Genomic DNA, 23,566 nt, shown 5'->3' on the forward strand with positions numbered 1-23,566 from the left:
GCCCATCCTCAGGGGATTCCGAGGGAGGAACATGATCGACCAGAACGATCTCGTACGAATCCTGTCCGGCAACGGCAGCTACACGTTCGCGTACGTCGACGGACACGGCGACGAGCCGACGCCTGCCGAGCACAGCAGGCGCCACGCCCTGCTCGACGAGTTATGCAAACGCGGGGCACCCGAACCCGATGTGCAGGCGGTTGACGAGACGGTGGCGACGGATGCCGGCATCCCGAGCCCGTCGGTCCTCTATCTGCTGGTGCGCGACGGCGCCGTCGAACTCGCTGAACGGTTCGTCGGCGAGAGGCTCGGACCCGAGCAGATCGGATACCAGCGGGTGCCTCCGGTGCTGCCGCTCCTCAGGCACGCGGCCGCGGACATCCGCTACGTCGTCGTCGAGGCAGGCAGGGAGGGCGCTCACCTGTGGGTAGAGACGTGGGGTCGCGCCGGCACGGATGAGGCGGCAGAGGTGCAGGGCCGAACCGACAGCCTGCCCAAGGTGCAGGCAGGCGGCTGGTCTCATCGCCGGTACCAGATGCACTCCGAGGAGATCTGGAAGCAGACGCAGTCGGAAGTGGACGATGCGCTCGAGCAGATCGTTCTCGAGCATCGGCCGAGGTTCGTCGTCATTGCGGGGGATGTTCGTGCCAGGCAGCTGCTCGAAGAGCAGCTCGGCGCCTCAACTCGTGCGCTTCTCGTCGACGTGGATGCGCACACGAAAGCGGACGGGTCCGACGACGAGGCGCTCGACGACGCCATCGCGGCAGCTGTGCACGAACACCTGCGGCGCGAGGTGGACGACGCCCTCGCGCGCGCCGCCGAGGACAGCGGTGCGAGCGGCGCTCGCGGCATCGACGCTGTCGTCGCTGCGCTGCAGGAGGCGCGCGTCGACACGTTGGTCTTGAACGCAAGGGAGCTCGGCGTCGACGGCGCGCTCGAAGCATTGGATGCCGAGCCCTGGGTCGCACGCAACGCGGACGAGCGACTCGGTGCGAACGTCATCGAGCAGGTCTCGATCGCCGAGGGGCTCACGCGAGCGGCAGTGCTCAGCGGCGGGAACGTGCTCGTGCAGGAGGTCGACGAGCCGTCGGAGGGGGAGCCGATGCCGGAGCGGCCGGAACCGCAACCGGTGGCGCTGCTGCGCTGGTAGCGTGATCTCGCGCGAGGAGGCGAGGATGTCATCCATCCGGCCACCTGGGCGCAAAATCCACCACTTCAGACGGCCCGAACGCTCAACACCAGCGCGGGCCATCCGTTCGTGTGTGAGCGGAGCACGACCAAAGGGGAGTCGGCGACGTGGCGCAAGACGATAACGACGAGCGCGACACCGGCCACGATGACGGCCGCCGTTTCGTGGCTGCACTGTCGCGTGCCGTCGACGAGGGCGACAGCAGGGAAGCCGCAGCGGTAGTCCGTGCCGGATGGTTCGAGCTGTCCGCCGACCACGGCGAGGTCACCAGGCTGCTGCTCGAACGCCTTCCCGCGCAGGCACTGCACTCCGAGCCGTTGCTCACGATGATGCTCGGCATCTGTTACAACGTCATCGGCTTCCACCGGGTGCGGGCACTGCGGTACTTCCAGTGGTCGGTGCGTGCGGCGCGCGCCGCCCGCCCCGATCTCGACACCGTGGACCGTGCACTCATCCGTGCCACGGAGGGTGTCGCGTACCGGCTGGTCGGGCATCCGCGTCGCTCAGTCGGTCCCTCGCGGGCTGCGGTGCAGCTGCTCGACAGCCTCAGTGAGACCGATGCCGTGCACATGCGCAGCCTCACGCGCGTGTACTCGCAGGTCGGTGTGTCGCTCTTCTACGGCGGCGATGTCGACGATGCGATGGATGCTTTCAGCAAGGGCCTCGCCGCCACTCCCGACAGCGCGCCCTCACCGGGTTTCGGCAATCTGGCGATGCTCGCGGGCATCCATGCGTTGCGCGGCGACCTTCCGGAGGCGCAGGCGCACATCGACTACGCCCGCACGGGTCCGTGGACCGACCGGCAGCGCAATATGTACACGGGAACGTTCTACCGGCTCGCCGAGGCCGTGATCGCACTCGAGCGTCTTGACGCGCCGACTGCGCGCGAGCATCTGGCGGCGATGCAGCACGACCGCCGCTCCATCGAGCACTGGATCGCCATCGCCCAGGTGGAGGCCATCGCTGGTCTCGTCGAGGGCGATCCGGCCAGGGCGCTCGCCGAACTGGAGGCGCTCGTCGCGATGCGCGGCCGCGAGGGACGCTCGACGGATGCCCGCCAGGCCCTCGCACGCATCCGTACGTTGCTGCACCTCGCGCTGGGCAACCCTGAGGCGGCCGCTGCGCTCATCGACCGCGTCTCGTCCGACGATCCCCAGGCCGCCGTTGACAGGGCGAGGGCCGATCTCGCGATGGGGAACACCGGCACGGCCCTGACGACCCTGAGGTCTCTGGTCGGCGAAGGGATGACGTCCCGGACCGCCGCGGAGGCCGCCGCGCTCGAGGCGGCGGTGCTGCTCCGGTTCTCGCCCACCGCCCGGAGCCGCGGCGTCGTGCACCGACTCGGTTCCCTGCTGAAGGCCACAGACCAGCGCCTGGCCGTCGCCCTGCTTCCCGTGCAGGACTTCGAGCGGGTCGTCGCCGCGCTGTCCGAGGCCGGCTTCGGCGACCTCGTGACGGAAGTGCCGCTGCGGTCGCTCCTACCCGATCTGCAGAGCGGGGTGATCTTGACGCAGCGCGAACGTGCCGTGCTGAGCAACCTGACGTCGACCGGCTCCGTGGCGGAAATCGCCGGGGCCCTGTTCGTCTCGACCAATACCGTCAAGACGCAGCTGCGCAGCATCTATCGCAAGCTCGGCGTGACGAACCGGGAGGATGCCGTCGCCGTGGCGCTCGATCGCCGCCTGCTCGCAGAGCCCGACTGAACGCTCCTCGGACCGCCCCCTAACCGCGGGTAGACGGGGTGAAGTCGGGGTGAGACCGGGAGGAGGGGTTCCTCGGCCATGTGAGGATCCTCTCTGGTGCGTGTCATCCGGCAGTGTGCACCTTCGCTGAGCGGAGTGAGCTCGGCGTTGATCTGAGGACTCGGGGGATCGGTTGCGTTTTCGTCGGATTGGGACTCGTCTGCGCTCTGCACGGCTGACTTCGCGGCTTCTCGTCGCGATGGTCAGCAGCGCGCTGGTCATCGCCGGCCTCGCTGCCGCCGATGCGGTCAACGCTCCGCCGGCGCAGGCCGCCACGTCGTGCGGCTTCGCGTCTGCAGGCACCGGAACGTACGCGAGCACACTGTGCTGGATCGATCTTTCCGCCTACAACCCGGCCCGGGCGGCGACGGGGCAGACACTGACGGAGAGCATCCCCGGCGGCTACACGATGTCGTTCACGCTGACCGTGACCGGCACAGCGGTGAAGGCGACGACCCTGCCCACCTGGGCCGGCTCGTACCTGGGGAACAATGGCCACTACACAGGGGTCCCCGGTGCGCCCGCCCTGTATCAGACGGCCAGCGGCGGCACGACGACGGCGACCCTGACGAACGTCGTGGTCACCGACCGCAACGGCAAGACCGTTCGCGGGTATTCGCTGGTCGGCGCGGATGCCGAGGCGACCGACCCGGGTGAGTCGATCACGTGGACCTCCTCGAACCCGATCACGTCGTTGACAGCGAACAGCAGCGGCAACGGCCTCGGGAACGCCTGCGGTGGCGGGTTCACCGGCGTGGGCACGACGACGGTGAAGTGCACGGGCGCCAGTGCGAACTCGATGACCGGCACCGCGATCCTGGCTTCGACCGCCCCTTCGTCGTTCAGTCAGACCATGGTCGGCGGCGGGCTCGAGGGCGTCGCCTTCGGTGTTCTGGTGTCGAGCGTGCAGCTGTCGAAGACGGTCGTGAACCCGTACTACACCTCGGCCGACGCGTTCCAGATCTCGGTGGCCAGCTCGGATGGATCGACACTGGCATCCGCCGACACGAACGGCGGCGCGACCGCGACGACAGGACCGACGACGGTCATCATCGCGGCGGGCGGCTCGCCGTTCACGTTCGCTGAAACCGCCACGGCGGGAACCCTCTCCGATTACACACAGAGCTGGTCGTGTACCCGCAACGGTGCGACCGATCCGGCGCTCCGGTCCGGTGCAGGCGGTCCCAGTGCGACGGTCACCGTCGGCATCGGCGATGCGGTCGACTGCACGATCACCAATACGGCTGTTCCGTCGTCGCTGTCGCTTGCGAAGCACGCGGGCGTGCCCGTGGATGTCAACCGGGATGGCCTCGTCGACGCCGGCGACACCATCGCGTACACCTTCGACGTCACGAACACAGGCCGGCTTCCCATCGACGGCGTCGCCGTCAGCGATGCCAAGGCCGGCGCCGTGACGTGTCCTTCGACCACGCTGGCGGCGGGCGCGTCGATGACCTGTGCTGCCGACGCGTCGTATGTCGTCACTGCTGACGACGTGAAGGGCGGGTCGGTCGACAACACGGCCACCGTCAGCGGCACACCGTCCGGTTCGACGGGGCACGTCACCTCCAAGTCGTCTTCCACTCGCACGCCGACCACGGCGCCCGCGCCGGGCTTGATCGTCGTGAAGTCGGTGGACCCGTCGGATGGCCAGGCGTACACCGCCGGTCAAGTGATCACGTACTCCTTCGTGGTGACGAACACCGGCAATGTCACGTTGAAGAACGTGGGTGTCGAGGATGCCGCCTTCTCGGGTGACCGGAACAACCTCTCCGCGATCGCGTGTCCCGAGACGACGCTCGTGCCTGGCCAGGTGGAGACCTGTACGGCCACGTACACCGTGACCCAGGCCGACGTCGACGCGGGAACCCTCACCAACACGGCCGAGGTCACCGGCACTCCGCCCAGCGGCACCCCGCTTGACCCGGTGTCGTCGAACACGGTGACCGTGCACATTCCGGCGTCTCCGGCACTGTCGATCGCGAAGACCGCTGATGTGACGGCGGCCGCGGCGGGGGAGAAGATCACGTACACGTTCACGGTGACGAACACCGGGAACGTGACCATCACGGATCCGCAGGTGGCAGACACCGGCTTCACCGGGCACGGCGCGCTCTCGAATGTCGTGTGCCCGACGGGAACGATCAGGCTCGCGCCCGGCCAGGTGGAGACCTGCACCGCCACGTACACCGTGGTGCAGGCGGACATCGACGCCGGCTCGATCAGCAACGCCGCGACCGTGACGGGGACACCGCCCGCCGGCGCCACGCCGCCGAAGGCGGAGACGCCGCCTCTGGTGCTGCCGACCAATCCGCACCCGGCATTGGCACTGGTGAAGACCGCCAGCAGCCAGCAGGCCATGACCGTCGGCCAGGTGATCACCTACACGTTCGCGATCGCGAATACCGGGAACGTGACGATCGGCGACCCGAAGGTGAACGAAGGCACCTTCACGGGGCACGGCACGCTGTCGGCAGTGACCTGCCCGTCCGGAAGCGCGCTCGCGCCGGGGCAGGAGATCGACTGCACAGCCACCTACACGGTAGTCGCCGCAGACCTGGCAGCTGGCGGCGTGTTGTCCAACACGGCGACCGTGACGGGCACCACTCCAGGCGGTGCTCCGATCAGCTCCGACCCATCGACTGCCAAGGTGACCGAGGTCGTTCCGGCAGCTCCGGCGTTGGGGCTGGCATCCACCGGTAGCGACGTCTGGGTGGCTGGACTCGTCGGCCTGGGGCTCCTGGTGCTCGGCCTGCTCGCGGCAGCCACAGCCTGGCTCCGACGCCGGAACGCCGGTCTGGAGAGCGACTGACCTCACCCCTCACCTCACCCCCTTGTGCCCCCTTCGGGTGGCGCGGTGGCCGAGGCGGGGTGATAGCAGGGTGAATTCGTCCAGCGAGCGCACGGGGCGTCGATAACCTGACCGGGACTCTCGGCCGATTCGGGTGCGTCGCGGGTCATCTACAGGTAGCACGAGGGGGAACGCCTGTGTCTGCACGGCAGAACAAGCATGTTCGCGAGACGCGATTGACGATGGGAACGCCGTGGCGCTGGATGGCGGCGCTCGTCGCCGGCACGCTGGCACTCGGCACTGCGCTGATCGGCGCGGCTCCCGCCGTCGCGGCGCCCGTCTACCAGATCACGGCGTCGTGGGAGAACGGCACCCCGACTACGGTGAAGTCGGGTGACGTCGTCACGGGCGTGTGGCGGGTGAACGTGAACGACGACGCCCCCGCGCCGGCGAACAATCCGGTCGACAACGTCACGGTGACCATCACGACCCAGAACGGACACTTCGGGTCCCTTCCCAGCGTGTGCAAGACCAGCGGCGTGACCCCCGTCTCCAGCATCTCGGCCGACGGCACGACCCTCACCTGCAACCTCGGCACTCAGATCGAGGGCACCGCGGTGGTGCTGCAAGCCCCGATCGTGGCTGAGGGTGCCACGGGGAGCCAGATCACGGCATCCGGTGCGATCGGCGGCCAGACCGCGGCCCTGAGCCCGATCGACATCACCAATGCCTTCGGCATGGACATGCGGTGGGGCGTGGGCACACCGAGCTTCTCCTTCGGCAACGGAGGGTACCTGGTCGACTACGAGTGGACGCTCAGCAAGGATCTCGGCAGCGAAGCGGGCCCCCAGTCCGTCACGTACAAGCTCAACATCGCGTCCCCTCAAGGCAGCGCGATCTCGATCGACGGAGGCTGCACGCCATTCACTGGTCCGGGCGCCGCAGACGGGCACCCATGGTCTGGTGGCAGCCACCCGGCAGATCAAATGGTGCCGGCTCCCACCACGTGCTCGTTCACGCAAACTGGTGCGACCGCCTTCCAGCTCACGATCACCGGCATCGACTACACGCCCGCGAATCCTCCGACGCTCGATTCGGCGGGCAACCGCCTTCCCGTCGATCAGGTAGCGCTGACGTCGGGATCCATCTGGGTGCGAGTGAACACGGCCTCGTCCGGTTCTGCTGTTCTGAATTCGGATGCCCCTACATACACGTCGACCAGCGGCCAGATCGCACAGGACGACCCGTCGAACAACAGCGAGTCGAAGGCCTGGACGACACCCGGCCTGTATTCGTCCGGATGGGGCCGTGGCTACACGGGGAGCGGCGGAACGACTTGGGATGACACGTATAGGGTCTCCGCTGGAACGACTGTCGGGCAGTACATGGACAGTGGCATGCAGTTGCATACCGATCGACCCGCCGACCGCCTCGTCGGCATGTGTACGGCACTCGACACGAAGTATGTGACGTACGCCGGATGGAGTTGGGCGCAGCCTGAGGCTGCCGGTATCGGAACGACGACCGAGTACTACGTGGGCAATGACCCGACCCTCGACCCCGCAAGCGCGAGCTACAACCCCAATGCGTTCGACTGCGGCACCTCGACCGGTTGGACCACCACACAGCCAACCGACCTTACGACGGTGAAGGCGATGCGCATCACTGGAACGCAGGGCCAGTTCGACACAGTATCCAGCTCCCCGCACATCACGGCGGTGGTGTACCAGAAGATCGACGCGAATGTCCCGGCCGGTACGGATGTGTGGTCCTTCTTCTCCGGCATCGTCGACAACCCGTTGAACAACTGGTGGAACGCCACCGGATGCATCACGCCGACAGCTGGGTCCCGCTACCCCTGCACGACGGGGTTCCGTGACATCCTCCACATCGTCACGGCGACTCCCGCCATCTCCAAGACCGTCGACCGCAGCGTCATCGCCCCCGGCGACCCGGCCACCTACACGCTGACGTACTCGGCGAACGGAGCGGGCGCCATTCCGGCCACTGTCGACGGCTACCAGCTCGTCGACACGCTGCCGGCCGGTGTCACCTACGTTGCCGGATCCGCGTCGCCCCAACCCACGATCACCACGAATGGCTCCGGCCAGCAGGTGCTGAGCTGGACGCTCAACGGCGTCACGACGAACGCCGACCACGCGCTCACGTATCAGGCGGTCGCCGACGATACGGTGACGCCCGGAGCGTCGCTCACCAACAACGTCGACGCCACGTACGGGGGCATCACCAAGAGTGCTGCGGCGCAGGTGACGGTCGCGACCGACGGCTACACCACCACGGTGAAGACGGCGGATGCTCCGTTCATCCCGAACCTGAAGGGCGACGGCAAGGGCAACGGCTCGTGGACGGTCACGGTGCGCTCCTACGACCCGATCGCGCAGCCGTTCACCGACACGATCGACATCCTCCCGTACAACGGCGACGGCCGCGGCACCTCGTACTCGGGCAGCTACACGCTCGCGTCGGTGAACGCTCCGGTCGGCGCGACCGTCTACTACACGACGACAAAGCCGGCTTCGCTGTCCGACGACCCGGCGGATGCCTCCAACGGGTCCGCGGGGAGCGTCGCCGGCAACACGGTCGGCTGGACCACCACGCCTACCCCGAACGCGACAGCGATCCGTGTCATCGGAGGAACTCTGAACCCGGGCGACACGCAGAAGTTCGGCGTGCACATCACCACGGACGGCGCGAAGGGCGGCGACAAGTTCGTCAACGTCGCGCAGGGCCGAGCGGGCCACACCGGACTGGTCATGCGCACCTCCGCGTTCATGACCGAGGCCGACTACTACTCGGCGGCCATCGTGAAGGAGGTGCAGGATGCCAACGGTAATTGGCACAACGCTAACGACGCCGTCGACTACCCCACCTTCCACTTCGGCGACACGGTGCACTACCGCATCACGGTGACCAACACCGGGCAGGGCACGCTCACGAACGTGAACATCGCCGACGACAAGAATCCGACGGCAGGTGACTTCCACGTCAACTCGCTGGCGCCGGGAGCGCAGGAGTCGCACGAGTACACGATGACGCTCGATCCGGCATCCATCGGAGGCGGCTCGTTCGTGAACACGGCGTGCGGTTCGGCCGATGTGCCTGCGGACTCGCAGGTCGCACCCACGATCAACTGCGACCCTGCGGGCATCAATGTCGTGGGCTACCACGTGGCGAAGTCGTCGTCCCCGGCATCGGGCACCGAGGTGCATCCCGGCGACAAGATCACCTACACGATCGACGTGACACAGGAGGGCACCACCCCTGCGGATGCCTCGCTCAGCGACAACCTGACCAAGGTTCTGGATGACGCCACCTACAACAGCGACGTCAGCTCAGACATCGGATCGGCGACCGTGACGGGCAACACCCTGACCTGGTCGGGCACGGTTCCGGTCGGAAGCGTGGCGCACATCACCTACACCGTGACCGTGAAGGGCGCGCAGAGCCTGGGCGACGGGTCGCTGGTGAACGTGGTGACCTCACAGGGATGCGACGACTTCGCTGCCTGCACCACGAACCACGAGGTGGGCGGATTCACGTACTCCAAGACCTCCGACCCGGCTTCCGGCACGGATGTCACCGTGGGCCAGACCGTGAAGTACACGATCCAGGTGAAGCAGGTCGGTGCCGCCGCGCAGAACAACGTGACCATCACCGATGATCTGAGCGGCGTGCTCGACGACGCCACGTGGAACGGCGATCAGACCGCTGACAGCGGCAAGGTCACACGAAGCGGCACCACTCTGACCTGGAACGGCGACCTCGCCGTCGGCCAGACCGTCACGATCACCTACTCGGTGAAGGTCACCGCAGCCGGGAACGGATCGCTGGACAACGCGGCGACCACCAACTCGGACGCCGGCACCTGTGTGCCGGCGCCCGACGGCAACCCGGACTGCGCCACCACCCATAAGGCAGGCGGGTTCACGTTCTCGAAGATGTCGAACCCGGCATCCCCGGCAACCGTGAAGGTCGGCGACACCATCAAGTACACCGTCGACGTGACGCAGTTCGGCGCGGCGCCCGTGCCCGGGGCTGTGCTGAACGACGACCTGAGCGGCGTGCTGGATGACGCGAGCTGGGTCGGCGATCAGGCCGCAAGCTCCGGCACGGCGGCGTTCGCGGGTCACACGCTGACCTGGACCGGCGACCTCGCGGTCGGCCAGCACGTGACCATCACGTACTCCGTGAAGGTCGTCGGGGGCGGGGACACCACGATCCGCAATGCGGTGACGAGCCCGAACCCGGACGGAGCCTGCGTGCCGGCGCCCGACGGAACGCCGGGATGCTCGACCGTGCAGAAGTACGGGGGCTACACGTTCTCGAAGACCTCGGATCCGGCATCCGGAAAGACGGTCAAGGTCGGGGATCGCATCGACTACACGGTCGTGGTGACCCAGACCGGTGATGCACCGGTGACGGCACACGTCAACGACGACCTGTCGAAGGTTCTCGACGACGCGAGCTGGGTCGGCAACCAGAAGGCCACCACGGGCACGGTCAACCGCAACGGCAACACGCTCACCTGGACCGGCGACCTCGCAGTGGGCCAGAGCGCCACGATCACGTACTCGGTGACCGTGAACGGCGACGGTGACGACTCACTCGTGAACGTGGTGACCAGCCCGGACAAGACGGCGGCGTGTGTTCCCGCAGCCGATCAGAACCCGGACTGCACCACGACGCACAAGGTCGATCGGGGCGCTGCCGCCCTGGCCGGAACCGGTAGCGACATCGTGGGCTGGGCGCTCGGTGGCCTCGGGCTGCTCATCGCCGGGCTCGCGTTGGCGCTGATCCGCAGGCGCCGCTTGAGCTAAACACCTAGCAACGAAGGGGTCGTCGTGCAACGCACGGCGGCCCCTTCGCGTGGTACCGCCCGACGAGCTGGCGCACCGCATCGCGGAGTTCCTCGGCGAGCGCATGGGATGATCGCATCTCGTGGGCAGCACTGAGGCCGAACCGGGTGACCGAGCTCTGGACGCTCGCCGTGGGCTGGAAGAGATGAAGGATGCGCTCCGGGCGGCGCTGACATCCGTTGCGGTGTCCGGACCGGCAGAGCGCCCGCACCTGCCGCCAACGTCGCGCACCGCGTTGCTGGTGGCGATGGACGACCTGCACGACGATGCAGTCGCCGCGTTCGCCGCCCGGGGGTTCCCGCGCGAGGTCGCGGAGACGTCCCTCGCCGACATCCAGCGCAAGGACGAGCTCTACGGCGATCTCGTCGACGACGGTTGGCTGATCGACGTGTTCCTCGGGCGCGTCGTCACGCTCGCACGTCTGCAGTTCGAGACGCAAGCCGATGCCCGGGGTCGTGGCATCCACATTCCCGAGGCCGGACCGCTCACCCCGGCATCTGTGGACGACTCTCTCCGGCTGGCCCGCGAGTACTTCGGGGCGGATGGCACCTACGTCTGCACCAGCTGGGTCTTCGATCCGCAACTGCGTGCGCTGCCCGAGCAGAGCAATCTGCGCGCCTTCGCCGAGCGTTTCGAGGTCGCACCCGCCGAACCGACGGACTCAGCCCTGCGCAGCGTGGCGAAGTTCGTCTTCCGCTCGACACCCGAAGACGTCGCCGAGCGGGGCCCGCTTCACTGTCCCTCCGCGTTGGAACGCATCGCGTATGAGGTGCTCGCGCAGCACGGCACCTGGAGCGAACCCACCGGCACTCTGCCCGCTTGACCGCCACCCCTGCCATGTTCTCCGGCCGTCGGCAAGCGCTACCTTTCTCAGCGCTCCTCGGGCAGGGTGCCACATGTGGAACGACCATCGAGACGAACACTGGACGCCCTGACCTGGGCATCCGCCTGCCTGTACGCCCTTGGCCTCGTGCTGTTCGTCATCGGCGTGCTCGCGGGCACGCTGACGCTGCTCTGGCCTGTCATCGGCCTGGTGCTCGCCGGACTCGCGCTCTCGCTGCCGGTCGAGTTCGGCGCGCGCAAGCGGCGCAGGCGAACCCGGGGTACGGATGCCGGGAGGTCGCATGTCGCATGAGGAGCCGTTCTCGAAGCGGTGGCTGGAGCACCGCTCGCACCACCGCATCATCGTGATGGCAGTCGCCGGCCTGGTCGCCGGGGGCGTCGCGGCGTTGCTCGGCGCACAGGAGGACGCACCCGTGATCGGCTGGGACGTCGCCTGCATCACCTATGTGCTGTGGGTGTGGCTGGCCGTGCGCAAGCTGAACGACGAGCAGACGCGTTCGCACGCGACGCGCGAGGATCCGACGCGGCCGGCCATCGACGTGCTGCTGATCATCGCCAGCGTGGTCAGCCTCGGCGCCATCGGGGTCAGCCTCATCGCTGCCAGCTCCGGCAACGGTGTCGAGAAGGCGCTTGCACCGGCGCTCGCAGTCTTGAGCGTCGGGCTGTCGTGGCTGCTCATCCATACGCTGTTCACCCTGCGCTACGCCCGGCTGTACTACACGGAGCCCGACGGCGGCATCGACTTCAACATGAAGCAGCCGCCGCACTACGTCGACTTCGCCTATCTCGCGTTCACCGTCGGCATGACCTTCCAGGTCTCCGATACCAACCTGCACTCGCGCGAGATCCGCGCAGCCGTGCTCAAGCACATGCTCCTGTCGTACCTGTTCGGCTCGGTCATCCTGGCCACGACGGTGAACCTCGTGGCCGGTCTCTCCACGTCGTCATCCTGACGGTCCTTCGCAGTCACTAGAGTCGTCGTCATGGCGGCACAGGGGGACAACGTGGTGCCGGATGCCGTCGGCCCGGTCACTCTCCCCGTCGTGTGGCTCCTGGGGACTTCGGGTGTCGGCAAGTCGACCAGCGGATACCGCCTGCTCGCGGCGCTCGCCGACGCGGGAGTGACAGCCGCGTTCGTCGATGCCGACCAGCTCCGGCTCGCCAGCGGTATCGGTGCCTCGGAGACCGGCCTCATCGCATCCTCCCTTCCCGCGCTCGACCGGGGATCCGCGACAACGGCGCGGAGTTGCTCGTCGTCGGTGGGCTCGCGGACGACGCCGAGCATCTCTCGGCACTCCTGCCCGGTGTTCCTCGCGACCGAGTGCTCGCCGTCTGCCTGGAGGCCGACGCGGACAGCATCCGGGAGCGCGTGCGCCAGCGGGGATGGCTTCTCGAGCTCACGGAGGATGCCGTCGCGTACGCCCACGCGATGCGACCCGATTTCGCCGACGTGCGGATCGACACCACATGTCGGCCGCCCGAGGATGTCGTCGCCTCGATCGCCGAGGCCGCCCTGGCGCATCTGACGCGGTTGGAGCCTGCGACCGTCCCCCTCGGCGCGGAACCGAGCCCTACCGCCCCGAACACCGTCATCACGATCGCGGGGCCCGGCGGAGCAGGGATCTCCACCGTCGGCTATCAGACGTTCTCGAGACTTGCCGGGAGGGGCGCTGCGGTCGCATACCTCGACATCCATCAGCTCGGGTTCCTGGGAAGGGACGGCGGATCCCGTGGTCACGTCTCGATGAGCGCGCGGAACGCGGTCGCCGTGACATCCTGCCTGGCCGGAGCAGGGGCGCAGACGGTCGTGCTGAGCGGAGACCCGGCCTCGATACGCCTGCTGGAGCGCAGCTGGGGCCGGGATGTCGTCGCGAAGACGTTCTGGCTGCATGCCTCGCCCGCGGCATTGGCTGAACGCATGGGGATGCGAGCACGTGGTGAGGGCCCGCCGCTACAGGGAAACCACCGCCGAGGACTCAGCGGACCAGCACTGGATGACTCGATCGCCGCGGCCGTCGCAGAGAGCGAGTCGATCGACCTTCGCCCGCAGCGGGCTCACGTGATCGACACGAGTCGCCTGACTGCCGGCGAGGTCGCCGACGCGATGCTCGCGTGCTTCACGACGCGCTGAGCTACTTCACGACGGGTGTGCCGCGCAAGGCCTAGTTGCCGAGAGCCGGCGCGAAGGATGCTTTTGCTCGCCACCGTGCACATGCGATGGCCGAAGGGTGCGGCGATGGATGTGGACTCGAAGGCGCACCCCGCCGCGGACGACGAACAGCATCACGATGAGAAGGATGCCCGCGGCGACGCGAAGAAGAACCCGGTCATCCGGTTCCTTCGCGTGCTCGGACCCGGCCTCGTCACGGGCGCGGCCGACGACGACCCCTCCGGCATAGCGACGTACGCGCAGGCCGGGGCCACGTACGGCAACGGCCTGCTGTGGACGGTGCCGGTCACGCTGCCGCTCATGATGGCCGTGCAGGAGATCTGCGACCGCACCGCGCTGGCCACCGGCGACAGCTTCGGCAAGCTGATCCGGCGCAAGTTCGACAAGGGCTGGCGCGTCGCGGTGATCGTCCTCGTCGTCGCGCTGATCGTCGCGAACTGCCTCAACCTCTCCGCCGACCTGATGGCGATCGGGCAAGGCATGGAGATGATCCATGCCGGACCGGCCCCGCTCTGGTCGGCGATCGCCGGCGTGGGCATTGCCGTCGCGCTGATAGCCGGGTCGTTCGAGTGGATCGGCCGCATCTTCAAGTGGCTATGCCTGGCACTGCTGGTCTACGTCGGCGTGCTCTTCGTCGCGCACGTGAAGTGGGGCGATGTTCTCGTGGGGTTGATCGGCGGGCAGTTCCACTTCACGCCGGCGTACCTGGGACTGGCGGTGGCCGTGTTCGGCACCACGATCAGTCCCTACATGTTCTTCTGGCAGACAGCACAGCGCATCGAAGAGGGGCGCGACGAGAAGCTCGAAGGAGACCGCGCGCCCAGGCTCGATGACCGCACGAAGAAGGGCGCCAAGCGAAGGCTGCGCAGCGGCCGCGTCGACGTGTTCACCGGCATGGTGTTCAGCGTGCTGATCATGTTCGCGATCATCGCCGCCACCGCGGCCACGCTCGGCGCCCATCACAAGACGGTGACGAGCGCAGCCGCGGCGGCGAAGGCGTTGGAGCCCATAGCCGGTACCTGGGCCGGTGCCCTGTTCGCCATCGGATTCATCGGCTCGGGCATCCTCGCGGTGCCGGTGCTCGCGGCATCCGGATCCGCAGGCCTCGCCGCCCTGCTCGACAAGAATTGGGGCCTCGACAAGAGCCCGAAGAAGGCGCCCATCTTCTACCTTCTGCTCGCGGTCGGCATCGTCGCCGGCACGGTGCTCGCCATCTTCGTGAGCAACCCGATCCAGCTTCTGGTGCTCTCGGCGCTGGTCAACGGCATCGCTGCCGGACCATTTCTCGTGATCATGATGCTGATCGGGCGCGATCGGCGCATCATGGGCAAATACCGCAACAGATGGTTGTCGCAGACGATCGGATGGATCGCCACCGTCGTGATGTGCGTCGGCGGCGCCTACGGCATCTGGTACACCCTCGCGGGAGGATGACCCATGGAATCCGCGACCTTCGAAGGCCGCCGTGGTGGACGCGACGAGACGCGGGACGAGCGCGCCGACCGCAACTGGCAGGAGCTCGTGCAGGAGTTGCGTGTGACGCAGACCGGCACGCAGATCCTCTCCGGGTTCCTTCTGACAGTCGCGTTCCAGTACGGGTTCCAGCACCTCGGCGGCTACCAGAAGGTCATCTACCTCTGCCTCATCGTGCTCGCCGCGGCCACGACGGCCGTAGGGCTGCTGCCGGTCGCGCTGCACCGCGCGCTGTTCCGGCGCAAGCGCAAGGAGTGGCTGGTGACGCAGGGCAATCGGATGCTCGTGCTCGCGCTCATCCTCGTCGCCGCGCTCACCTCCGGCGTGGTGTTCTTCCTGTTCGATGTGGTGGCGTCGCTTCTCGCCGGCGTGATCGCAGGCGTGCTGGTCGCCGCGGCGATGGCCGTGTGGCTACTGGTCTTCCCGCTCGCGTTCAGGCGGGCGGGTACTGTTCCCGTCGAGGACGAGACCTATGGAAAGGGCTGATCATGGCTGATTTCGCACGCGACGTCGCTGACAACGGCGCGGAGAACGACACAATGGCGGCCGTGGAACGGATCGCCCAGGACGTCATCGAAGACATCGAGCACGGGCGCGTTCCAGGTGATACCGCCGAGGTGCTCGACGAGCGGCTGAGGGCCGAGCACATCGAGCTGCGACCTGAGGCGTTGGACGCGCTAGCCGATGACGTCGAGGAGGAGGCGTCGCGCTGAGCGGGCCGCACCGCTAGAGTCGGTGCGGGCGTGTCGGGAACGCCCAGTTCTCCGGGGGACTACAACGATGGATCGCTCCGCGGCAGTGCCGAGGCATCTCATGCGTCTGCTGCTGAGTGCGCTCGGAGTCGCCGGCGGTCTCATGCTCCTCGGGCTGGCGTTCGGATCGATGTCGGCCTCCGCAGAGGAATCCGGAACATCGTCGGATGCGCAGTCGAGCTCGAATTCCGGCACGGGACTTCTCGGGTCGGTCGGCTCGTTGCTCGGAACGGTCACCGCTCCGGTCTCCGGCCTCACCACAACAGCCACGTCGACGGTCTCATCGATAGTGGATCCGATCGCCCAAGCCCTCCCGAGCCCGGTGCAGCACGCCGTTGCTCCGGTGACCGGGGCGGTGACGACCGTCACGCAGTCCGTCTCCGTCTCGTCGATCCTGAACCCGGTGACCGGCGCCGTCGACGAGCTCGCTGGGAATCTCCCCATCGTGGGTCCCACGCTGAGCACGACGCTGGGATCCGTCTCGAGCGTCACGGCACCGGTGTCCGGGCTGCTCGACGACACACTCGGCGATGTCGGGACGATCACAGGAACCATCATCGGTTCACAACCGCCCGGTGACGGCGACGGCGCTACGCCGCCAGGCACCTCGACCGGCGCCACCGGCACCGGCCCCGCTACCACCCCGGATTCCCGCTCCTCCTCTGTCTCCTCACTGGCTGCCGGATCCGTTCCGCCGTTGGCTCAGGAATTCGTACCGAGCACGGCGTCCGAGCCCCGGAACGTCTCCCGTGTCGCCGGAGAGTCGAACTCGCCGGCCAGATCGTCATCGGTTCCCGCTGCTCCTTCGGAGCCTTCGGAACACAGCCCAGGCCCGAACGGTCCATCCCACGATTCCGCACCTGGCCAGGAGTCCGCCCCGGGGAGCGGCTCCTCGAGCGGAGCCGCCGTCAGCACCTCGCCCGATGACGTTCCCATCGTCGAACACGCAGTGCTCTCTGTGCTGCCTGCCGCCGACGACCGGCTTGCCTCAACCCCGACGTTCGATACCGACTCTCCTCCCGACTGAGCCGACCCGATTCGTCTTCGCCGCGCCGTGGCATCCGTGGGATGCCCGTGCCTGAGGGCAGAAGACGAGACCTGTTGGGCTTCCCGTTCGGCATCTGGCGTTCTGACGCGTCTTGCTGACGCGCATCCAGTGCGCTGCGGGGAGAAGGCGACGACTTTGGTGAGGTATTGGTGGACGAGTATCGGTTGGCGGGGGCGGTCACCTCAGGCGACTGGGACGAGGTGGACCACGTTCTCGACGAGGACTTCTTCTTCTATCTGTTCGAACATCCGGACCTGCTCGAGGAGGTGTTCGCAGCCGCGCCCGCGGAGTGGTACCAGCGGCATCCGCGCAACGTGATGTCTCGCGCGATCGCCGAGGCGGCACGACGCCCCGTGATGCTGATCGATGGTGCCGTGCTGCAGGAGTTCGGCGACTGGGTGGGCTCCCAGGAGCATCCAGCGGTGCGCGATCTGCTCGGTCTTCAGCAGCCAGGCATGCGCGCGCTTCTGGCCGCCGGGCGGTACAGGGAGGCCGCGGCCATGACGGATGAGGCGCTGCGGCTCATCGACTCGGCAGACGACATGGAGGGTTTTCCGGATGTCCTTCCCTCTGTGTTGCTGCGCTGCGGCACGGCGAAGCTCCTGGTCGGAGAACTGGAGCAGGCGACGGCGATCTATGCTGAGGCGCTGCGGTGGGCGACCGTGCGCTTCGAGCATCCATGGGCACGATACGCGCGGGAGCACCTGGCGTTCGCCTACGCACTGTCGGAGCAGTACCGCCAAGCGCGTGAGCTGCTCCTCGGTTTGAGCGTCGAGCCGCACACGCCCGGAACGATCCGGTTCCATTACCAGGAGGCGGGCATCCTTGCGCTCGCGCTCGTGCTCGTGGGCTCGCAGACCGGGAACGCGGAGATCGCGCTGAGCCGACTCGCCCTGTCGGCCTCGGGCACCTGGTGGTGGGTGCCCATCCATGTGCGCGCCATCGACGCGGTGGTGAGCGGGACCCAGCTGACGGCGATCCAGGAGATCGGGCATGCACTGGCGAGTGAACGAGCGCGCAGCGATCCGCGAGCACTGGCCGGCACCGTCCTCCGAGCGGACCTCGCCACGCTCCAGCAGTCGATGGGTGACCTCCGACGAGCTCATCGCGTGCTGAACACGCCCGGCCTTTCATCGAGCTGGCCCGGCACCCGAGTGGCGCTCGCCCGGCAGGAATGGATGCAGGGGAACCCTGCGGGTGCTCTGTCGCTGATCGAGGACGACGAGTCTGCGGCCGGGATGCCTTCGGCCCACCAAGCTGAAAAGGCCATCGTGTATGCCGAGGCAGAACTCGCTGCATCGGGCACGGTGGATGACCGGGTCGTCGAACTCACCGCCTCGGCCGTGAACGCCACGGGCGCGCTAGCAAGCGTGACTCAGGCATCGCCGGCATTGCGCGCTGCAATCGCGCCCCTTCTGAACAGGCCCATCGCGGGTATCCCGGTCAGATTCACGCCGCATCCCCGACCCCGTCTCACCCGTCGTGAGCGCGAGGTACTCGAGGGGCTCGCCGACAATGTCTCCATCCCCGAGCTCGCCCGAAAGCTGCACGTGTCGCCGAACACGGTGAAGAGCCACCTCCGCGGGCTGTATCGCAAGCTCGGGGTGCACAACCGGGAGGATGCGCTGTGGCTGGCTCGGCGAACGATGTGACCCCCGAGTGGGTGGCAAAGGGGTGAGATTCGGCGTGATAGTCGGTGCAAACGCTTTCCTGCAACCCGGGGGCTCTCCTTGACTTGACATCAGCGCCCTGGGCGCTTCATAGCCCCGTCCGTGGGTCTGAACGTTCCGCTCGGCGCCCTCAACGCGGTCGGCGGGCTTATCGAACCACCCGGGTTCACTTCCGCCTACTGGATACGGAACGAAGGAGTCTCGCTCCAAGACGCTGCGAAGGGGACCGTCTTCGTCGTGATGCATTCGCTGCGTAACGGCGGCGTCGGCCCGGGCAACTACCTCATCGACGTCCAACGGCAGACGGCGAGGATCGCCCTGGGAGCAACCATCGAAGTCGACGGAGTTGCCTACCGGGTGACCGGGACCACCGCCATTCGCAAACCCGACATCGCCTACGCATCCGCGATCTGGGACAACACTCCCGACCGGCTGGTCGTGATCACCTGTCTGCAACGCCCGCAAGGTGGGCCCTCGCTTCAGAACATGGTCATCGAAGCACGTCGTGTGGAGAACCGATGAGATGCTCGCCCTCTCGCCCGTCCTGGCGGACGAGATCAGGCCGGCATCGATGCGCCGGGCACAGCATCCGTCGAATCGGCACCCTCCTCCAGGCATTGCAACCAGGCGAATCCGTACGCGCCGAGTGCATCACCGTGCCACTCTTCGCCCAGCAGCGTGGTCGTTCGCAGGTCGAGCCGGATCGGCTGCGGCATGGCCCCGAGGTTGTGCAGCGTGATGGTGTCGCCGGGCGAGGCCTTGTCCCAGGTACGCAGCGCCAGCACCTGCGGCGCGCCCGGCAGGGGGACGCGGCGGGCCTGACGGATGCCGAGGCAGGCATCCGTGCGCAGTCTCGCCAGAGTGCGCGCGAGCGCCAGGTGCGACCGGTCGTCCGCCTGCTGCTGCTCGACGTTGACATGGGCGAAGTCGTATGGGCCGGAGCGCTGCGCGGGCAACACGAACGGCGCATCCGGCCGGTCGCTGAACCCGCCGGCCGGGGCGTCCGACCACTGCATGGTCGGTCTGCCGGCGCCACGGCCCTCCACCGAGAGGTCGTCGCCGATGCCGAGTTCCTGTCCCTGCAGGAGGAGCGGTACGCCGGGCAGTGCTGCAAGCAGGCTGAGCGTCATGCGGAACCGCTGCGGATTGCCCATCATCGGTGTCCAGCCGCGCCGCAGACCACGGCCGTAGAGCAGCATCTCCGGGTCGGGCGCGAACGAGGCGAAGACCTCGCGGCGTTCGTCGTCGGTGAGCTGTTGCAGGTCGAGCTCGTCCGCGTTGCGCATGAAGTTCACTCGCGCCGGCACGGGCACGGCGGTGTCGAGGCTGTCGAGGGCGAGGCAGATGGCGTCCGGGTTCTCGCGGGTGAGCGCGAGGAACACGTTGTTGTTGAGCGCGAAGTCGAGCACGGCATCCATCTGCCCGCCGTGCACGAGGGGAGCGATGGCGTCCGGCGGTAGGTCGGCCTCGCCGACCAGCACCACGTCGCTCCGCGTCTCCGCGAGGCGGGTGCGCAGTCGCCGGAAGAACACCCGGTCATCGACCTCGGTGCCGAGGGTGGGCTTTCTCGTGACAGCCGGGATGGCAGCGTCCAGCCGGAAGCCGTCCACGCCGCGCTCCAGCCACGTCGTGCCGATCCGAACGATTTCCTCGAACACCTCGGGGTTGGCGAGGTTCAGGTCCGGCTGGAACTCGTAGAACTGGTGGTGGTACCAGCCGCGCGCCGACGCGTCATAGGTCCAGACGTCGTTCTCCTCGCCCGGGAACACGTTCACGTCGTTCGGCACGTCGACCGGCTCATCCGCCCACACGTAGTAATTGCCGTAGCGCGATGAGCGATCCTGTCGGCCTTCCTGAAACCAGCGATGCCGGTCAGACGTGTGATGGATGACCAGGTCGGCCAGCACCGAGATGCCGCGGCGGTGACACTCCCGCGCCAGGGCCTCGAAGTCGTCGACCGTGCCGAAGCGCTCGTCGACGCCGACGTGATCGTCCACGTCGTATCCGTTGTCCCGCCGCTCGCTCGGATAGAAGGGGAGGAGCCAGATCCACGAGACGCCGAGGTCGGCGATGTAGTCGAGACGCTCGAGCACGCCAGGCAGGTCGCCTATGCCGTCGCCGTTCGAGTCGCGGAACCGCGGAACGTCCACGCCATAGACGTAACCGTGCGACGGCCAGGACGTTTCGCTCATGTCAAGGCCTCGATCCTGCGCGCCTGGGCATGAAGGCTGTACCCATGCGCCGAATCGTCTATGCAGGAACTGTCTTCTACACCGGCGACAGCATCGCCGCGGCGCTCCTCGACTACGCTCGCGCTCTCGCGTCGCGGAGGCTTGCCGACGCCGTGTATGTGCCAGGGCGACTCACCAGCGGGGAGGTCGACAAGATCGAGGTTCTGATCGGACCGTCCAGCCAACTCGTCAGCGAGCCCGTCGAAGAGTACGGGCCCGACATCGAGGATGACCCGACGGTTTCCGAACTTCAGGACAGAACGGAGCGGATCGACGCTCTCCCCGCCGGGGAATGAACTCTCGGGTCGTGCGCGACCGGAGCTGCTCCGGCCGCCCGGGTTTCGTGGTGCCATCGTGAGTCGCACCTTAGGCACGACCGGTGCGTACCGGGGATGCCTTGACAAGCCATCCCCGATCCGCATTCGCCCTGCCGCAATGACTGCAGAGGTGGAATCATCGGTACATGGGGTATTTGGTGTACAACGATCGTGCCCAGTACCGCTTCGACGACCGCACTCTGTCACATCTGAAGATCGCGATCACCTCGAAGCTGCGGCTGCAGGAGGGCTTTCTTCTGAGTTGGCGGGTCGCCCCGGAAGACGGGGGCGGGCGGATCAGTATCTGGTTGAGCCCCGCGATCCAGTTGCAGTTCCTCTTCAACGAGCCCGTGCCGCCGCCGCTGAACCCGAAGTGGCTCGAGTCGCTGAGTCGCTCGTCACACGGCATGCGCGGCATGGTGGTGATGACCGAGGACGAAGCGGAGCTGATCGGGTCGGGCCCCGCTTCCGATCCCGCCGTGCAGCAGCGGATCAGGACCGTGCTCGACGAGGTGAGTTCGCCGCTTCCGCCCCGCGAGGTGCCGGCGCCCTAGTGGTCCTAACGCGGGTCGCGTGCGGACTCCGCGACACTCCGTGTGCTGTCGCGGTAACCGGCACAAGCGACTTAGCCTCAAGCAAATGGACGACATCGAGCCGACCCCGGAGCAGTTGCTGGCTGCCCTGGATGCCAGCGAGCTCGTCGAGTCCGTCACTGCGCTGAGCGAATCCCAGCGTGGTGACCTGCTCGAGCGGGTAGCTCTGCTGGTGGGCGCCAACCGATCCCTCAGCCTCGACGAGTTTCGTAGCGAGCTCACCGACATCCTCAATTCCGGCCCCACCTTCCACGCCGTGCTGCACGGCGGTCAGTTCGACGGGCAGGTGATGGAGCTCGATCCGGAGGACTTCGACGCCGACATGATCTGTGCCGCGGTGGACGAATCGGATGAGGACGGCACGGATGCCGACGACGGCTCGCTCCCACACGCGTCCGGTGCGCTGCCCTCGCTGTACCGGCTGAGTGCGGGCGAGCCCGGCCCCGGCGCGACGGTGCACTACGAGTTCGGCGGGCTGGTCTCGGTCGACTGATCCTGCCGGAAATGGCTCCAGCCCGCTGTGGGTCTGTACAGGTTGCGTGCCCTAGTGTGGTCCGGTGGCAGCATCGAGGAGTACGCAGCGTGGACGGCGTAGCGCCGACGCCGCGTCAGAGCCCCTGCACGCCATAGCGCGGCACGGCCGGTTGCGCCGCAAGCCGTGGGCGACATTCGGCAAGGTGGTGGCATCCGTCGTCGTCGTCGCGTTCGTGAGTGTGCTCGGCATCGGCGGAGTCGCCGCGGCGAACCTCGTGTCGGACAAGAAGCCGTCGGTGCACCTCGTCGGCGAGGGGAAGCTCGGCTCCATTCCCGACATCGGCGCGCTCGACGGTGGTGTGAATATCCTTCTCCTCGCTAGTGACACGCGCACGGGACAGGGTGACGCCTGGGGCACCACCGACGACAGCTCGGGAGCGGGGCTCAACGACGTCACGATGCTGCTGCACCTGTCGAAGGACCACACCCACGCGACGGTGGTGAGCTTTCCGCGTGACCTGATGCTCCCGATCCCGAAGTGTCCGGACGGCAAGGGCGGCTGGAACAGCGCGATGTCGTCGCAACCGCTGAACACGACGCTCTCGAACGGTGGCGTCGCGTGCACGGTGCTGACCATCGAGCACCTGACAGGCATCGACATCCCGTTCGCCGGTGTCGTCGACTTCGAGGGCGTCGTGGCGATGTCGAACGCCGTCGGCGGTGTGCCGGTGTGCATCACCGGCGGAGGCATCCACGACGAGCACACGAGTCTCGACCTTCCGGACGGCACATCGGTTCTGCAGGGCATGCAGGCCGCTGAGTTCCTGCGCACCCGATACGGCGTGGGCGACGGCTCCGACCTCGGGCGCATCAGCAACACTCAGGTGTTCCTGTCGTCGCTCGTTCGCACCGTGATGACCCCGAAGACGCTCACGAACCCGGTCAAGATGTGGGGTCTCGTGAAGGCCGCGCAGCAGCACATCCAATGGTCTGACTCGCTGAACAACGTGACCACCCTCTACCAGATCGCGATGGCCGGCAAGAACCTCAAGTACGACAACATCACGTTCGTGCAGTACCCGGTGGGCAGCGACTCGGACGACCCGGGCAAGGTCGTCGCCGACCACTCGTCGGCCGACGTGCTGATGGAGGCGGTCAAGAACGACCAGCCGATCCAGCTGACCGGCGGCACGGGCGTGGGTGCGGTGGGACCGACGGGTACACCAGCGCCATCGGATGCTTCGAGCGGGTCGGGAACGCCGTCCGGCGGGTCCAGCGCGGGCGGCGGCAGCGGCTCGGGCAGTACGGCGGTCGCGCTGCCGGAGGACGTCAAGGGCCAGACCGCTGCCACGCAGACCTGCTCGAAGGGCAACAACTGACGGAGGGTGCCCGCCGG

At 67.5% G+C, this 23,566-nt stretch carries 19 protein-coding genes; 18 read left to right on the top strand and 1 reads right to left on the bottom strand.

The features are described 5' to 3' along the window. Nucleotides 1–31 precede the first annotated feature (31 nt). From ACYVII_RS13960 to ACYVII_RS14025, 14 genes are all read left to right on the top strand, one after another. Nucleotides 32–1,150, top strand: a complete 1,119-nt coding sequence (locus ACYVII_RS13960) for a baeRF2 domain-containing protein (protein ID WP_460536078.1) — start codon at nucleotides 32–34, stop codon at nucleotides 1,148–1,150. 146 nt (nucleotides 1,151–1,296) lie between these two features. After that, nucleotides 1,297–2,892 carry a LuxR C-terminal-related transcriptional regulator gene (locus ACYVII_RS13965; RefSeq protein ID WP_460536080.1) on the top strand — a complete coding sequence of 532 codons (1,596 nt, stop codon included), beginning with the start codon at nucleotides 1,297–1,299 and terminating at the stop codon, nucleotides 2,890–2,892. Nucleotides 2,893–3,130: 238 nt separating this feature from the next. Beyond that, nucleotides 3,131–5,743, top strand: coding sequence for a DUF7507 domain-containing protein (locus tag ACYVII_RS13970; protein ID WP_460536082.1), 2,613 nt, complete (start codon nucleotides 3,131–3,133; stop codon nucleotides 5,741–5,743). A 176-nt stretch (nucleotides 5,744–5,919) separates the two neighbouring features. Continuing rightward, entirely contained in the window at nucleotides 5,920–10,560 is a 4,641-nt protein-coding gene (locus ACYVII_RS13975) for a DUF7927 domain-containing protein (protein WP_460536084.1), read from the top strand. 121 nt (nucleotides 10,561–10,681) lie between these two features. Further along, on the top strand, nucleotides 10,682–11,422 hold the full coding sequence (locus ACYVII_RS13980; RefSeq protein WP_460536086.1) for a hypothetical protein: 741 nt from the start codon (nucleotides 10,682–10,684) through the stop codon (nucleotides 11,420–11,422). Nucleotides 11,423–11,497: 75 nt separating this feature from the next. Then, nucleotides 11,498–11,734: a hypothetical protein gene (locus ACYVII_RS13985; protein ID WP_460536088.1), complete on the top strand. Its 237-nt coding sequence runs from the start codon at nucleotides 11,498–11,500 to the stop codon at nucleotides 11,732–11,734. Next, a complete protein-coding gene (locus ACYVII_RS13990) occupies nucleotides 11,724–12,395 on the top strand; it encodes a DUF1345 domain-containing protein (protein WP_460536089.1) in 672 nt (223 codons plus the stop codon). The genes ACYVII_RS13985 and ACYVII_RS13990 overlap by 11 nt, the downstream gene beginning before the upstream one ends. Nucleotides 12,396–12,688: 293 nt before the next feature. Continuing rightward, entirely contained in the window at nucleotides 12,689–13,573 is an 885-nt protein-coding gene (locus tag ACYVII_RS13995) for a hypothetical protein (RefSeq protein ID WP_460536091.1), read from the top strand. A 105-nt stretch (nucleotides 13,574–13,678) separates the two neighbouring features. Beyond that, nucleotides 13,679–15,046 (top strand): NRAMP family divalent metal transporter, encoded by a 1,368-nt coding sequence (locus ACYVII_RS14000; RefSeq protein WP_460536094.1) that lies wholly within the window; start codon nucleotides 13,679–13,681, stop codon nucleotides 15,044–15,046. Nucleotides 15,047–15,049: 3 nt separating this feature from the next. Further along, complete coding sequence (locus ACYVII_RS14005; RefSeq protein ID WP_460536096.1) at nucleotides 15,050–15,571, top strand: DUF6328 family protein; 522 nt, start codon at nucleotides 15,050–15,052, stop codon at nucleotides 15,569–15,571. Between the two features lie 2 nt (nucleotides 15,572–15,573). Continuing rightward, complete coding sequence (locus tag ACYVII_RS14010) at nucleotides 15,574–15,798, top strand: hypothetical protein (protein WP_460536098.1); 225 nt, start codon at nucleotides 15,574–15,576, stop codon at nucleotides 15,796–15,798. Between the two features lie 67 nt (nucleotides 15,799–15,865). Continuing rightward, the gene (locus ACYVII_RS14015; RefSeq protein ID WP_460536100.1) at nucleotides 15,866–16,864 is read left to right on the top strand and encodes a hypothetical protein; all 999 of its coding nucleotides are present in this window, start codon (nucleotides 15,866–15,868) and stop codon (nucleotides 16,862–16,864) included. A gap of 170 nt (nucleotides 16,865–17,034) precedes the next feature. Next, nucleotides 17,035–18,537, top strand: a complete 1,503-nt coding sequence (locus tag ACYVII_RS14020) for a LuxR C-terminal-related transcriptional regulator (protein ID WP_460536101.1) — start codon at nucleotides 17,035–17,037, stop codon at nucleotides 18,535–18,537. Between the two features lie 120 nt (nucleotides 18,538–18,657). Continuing rightward, nucleotides 18,658–19,077, top strand: coding sequence for a class F sortase (locus ACYVII_RS14025; protein WP_460536104.1), 420 nt, complete (start codon nucleotides 18,658–18,660; stop codon nucleotides 19,075–19,077). A 35-nt stretch (nucleotides 19,078–19,112) separates the two neighbouring features. Here ACYVII_RS14025 and ACYVII_RS14030 read toward each other — a convergent pair whose 3' ends face one another. Next, nucleotides 19,113–20,747: an alpha-amylase family protein gene (locus ACYVII_RS14030; RefSeq protein WP_460536106.1), complete on the bottom strand. Its 1,635-nt coding sequence runs from the start codon at nucleotides 20,745–20,747 to the stop codon at nucleotides 19,113–19,115. Between the two features lie 44 nt (nucleotides 20,748–20,791). On the opposite strand from ACYVII_RS14030, the gene ACYVII_RS14035 reads away from it, so the two are divergent. The 4 genes from ACYVII_RS14035 (at nucleotide 20,792) to ACYVII_RS14050 (ending at nucleotide 23,549) form a co-directional block, all read left to right on the top strand. Continuing rightward, nucleotides 20,792–21,082: a hypothetical protein gene (locus ACYVII_RS14035; RefSeq protein ID WP_460536108.1), complete on the top strand. Its 291-nt coding sequence runs from the start codon at nucleotides 20,792–20,794 to the stop codon at nucleotides 21,080–21,082. 167 nt (nucleotides 21,083–21,249) lie between these two features. Beyond that, on the top strand, nucleotides 21,250–21,657 hold the full coding sequence (locus ACYVII_RS14040; protein ID WP_460536111.1) for a DUF7882 family protein: 408 nt from the start codon (nucleotides 21,250–21,252) through the stop codon (nucleotides 21,655–21,657). Nucleotides 21,658–21,742: 85 nt separating this feature from the next. Next, on the top strand, nucleotides 21,743–22,189 hold the full coding sequence (locus tag ACYVII_RS14045; RefSeq protein WP_460536113.1) for a hypothetical protein: 447 nt from the start codon (nucleotides 21,743–21,745) through the stop codon (nucleotides 22,187–22,189). A 64-nt stretch (nucleotides 22,190–22,253) separates the two neighbouring features. After that, nucleotides 22,254–23,549 carry an LCP family protein gene (locus tag ACYVII_RS14050; protein ID WP_460536115.1) on the top strand — a complete coding sequence of 432 codons (1,296 nt, stop codon included), beginning with the start codon at nucleotides 22,254–22,256 and terminating at the stop codon, nucleotides 23,547–23,549. Nucleotides 23,550–23,566: the final 17 nt, after the last annotated feature.

It is taken from the genome of Humibacter ginsengiterrae (assembly GCF_054780115.1).

Excerpts from the sequence above, each read along its gene's own strand:
- ACYVII_RS13960 (WP_460536078.1), top strand. The coding sequence starts at position 32 with ATGATCGACCAGAACGATCTCGTACGAATCCTGTCCGGCAACGGCAGC.
- ACYVII_RS13970 (WP_460536082.1), top strand. The coding sequence starts at position 3,131 with ATGGTCAGCAGCGCGCTGGTCATCGCCGGCCTCGCTGCCGCCGATGCG.
- ACYVII_RS13990 (WP_460536089.1), top strand. The coding sequence starts at position 11,724 with ATGTCGCATGAGGAGCCGTTCTCGAAGCGGTGGCTGGAGCACCGCTCG.
- ACYVII_RS14000 (WP_460536094.1), top strand. The coding sequence starts at position 13,679 with ATGGATGTGGACTCGAAGGCGCACCCCGCCGCGGACGACGAACAGCAT.
- ACYVII_RS14005 (WP_460536096.1), top strand. The coding sequence starts at position 15,050 with ATGGAATCCGCGACCTTCGAAGGCCGCCGTGGTGGACGCGACGAGACG.
- ACYVII_RS14010 (WP_460536098.1), top strand. The coding sequence starts at position 15,574 with ATGGCTGATTTCGCACGCGACGTCGCTGACAACGGCGCGGAGAACGAC.
- ACYVII_RS14015 (WP_460536100.1), top strand. The coding sequence starts at position 15,866 with ATGGATCGCTCCGCGGCAGTGCCGAGGCATCTCATGCGTCTGCTGCTG.
- ACYVII_RS14030 (WP_460536106.1), bottom strand. The coding sequence starts at position 20,747 with ATGAGCGAAACGTCCTGGCCGTCGCACGGTTACGTCTATGGCGTGGAC.
- ACYVII_RS14035 (WP_460536108.1), top strand. The coding sequence starts at position 20,792 with ATGCGCCGAATCGTCTATGCAGGAACTGTCTTCTACACCGGCGACAGC.
- ACYVII_RS14040 (WP_460536111.1), top strand. The coding sequence starts at position 21,250 with ATGGGGTATTTGGTGTACAACGATCGTGCCCAGTACCGCTTCGACGAC.
- ACYVII_RS14045 (WP_460536113.1), top strand. The coding sequence starts at position 21,743 with ATGGACGACATCGAGCCGACCCCGGAGCAGTTGCTGGCTGCCCTGGAT.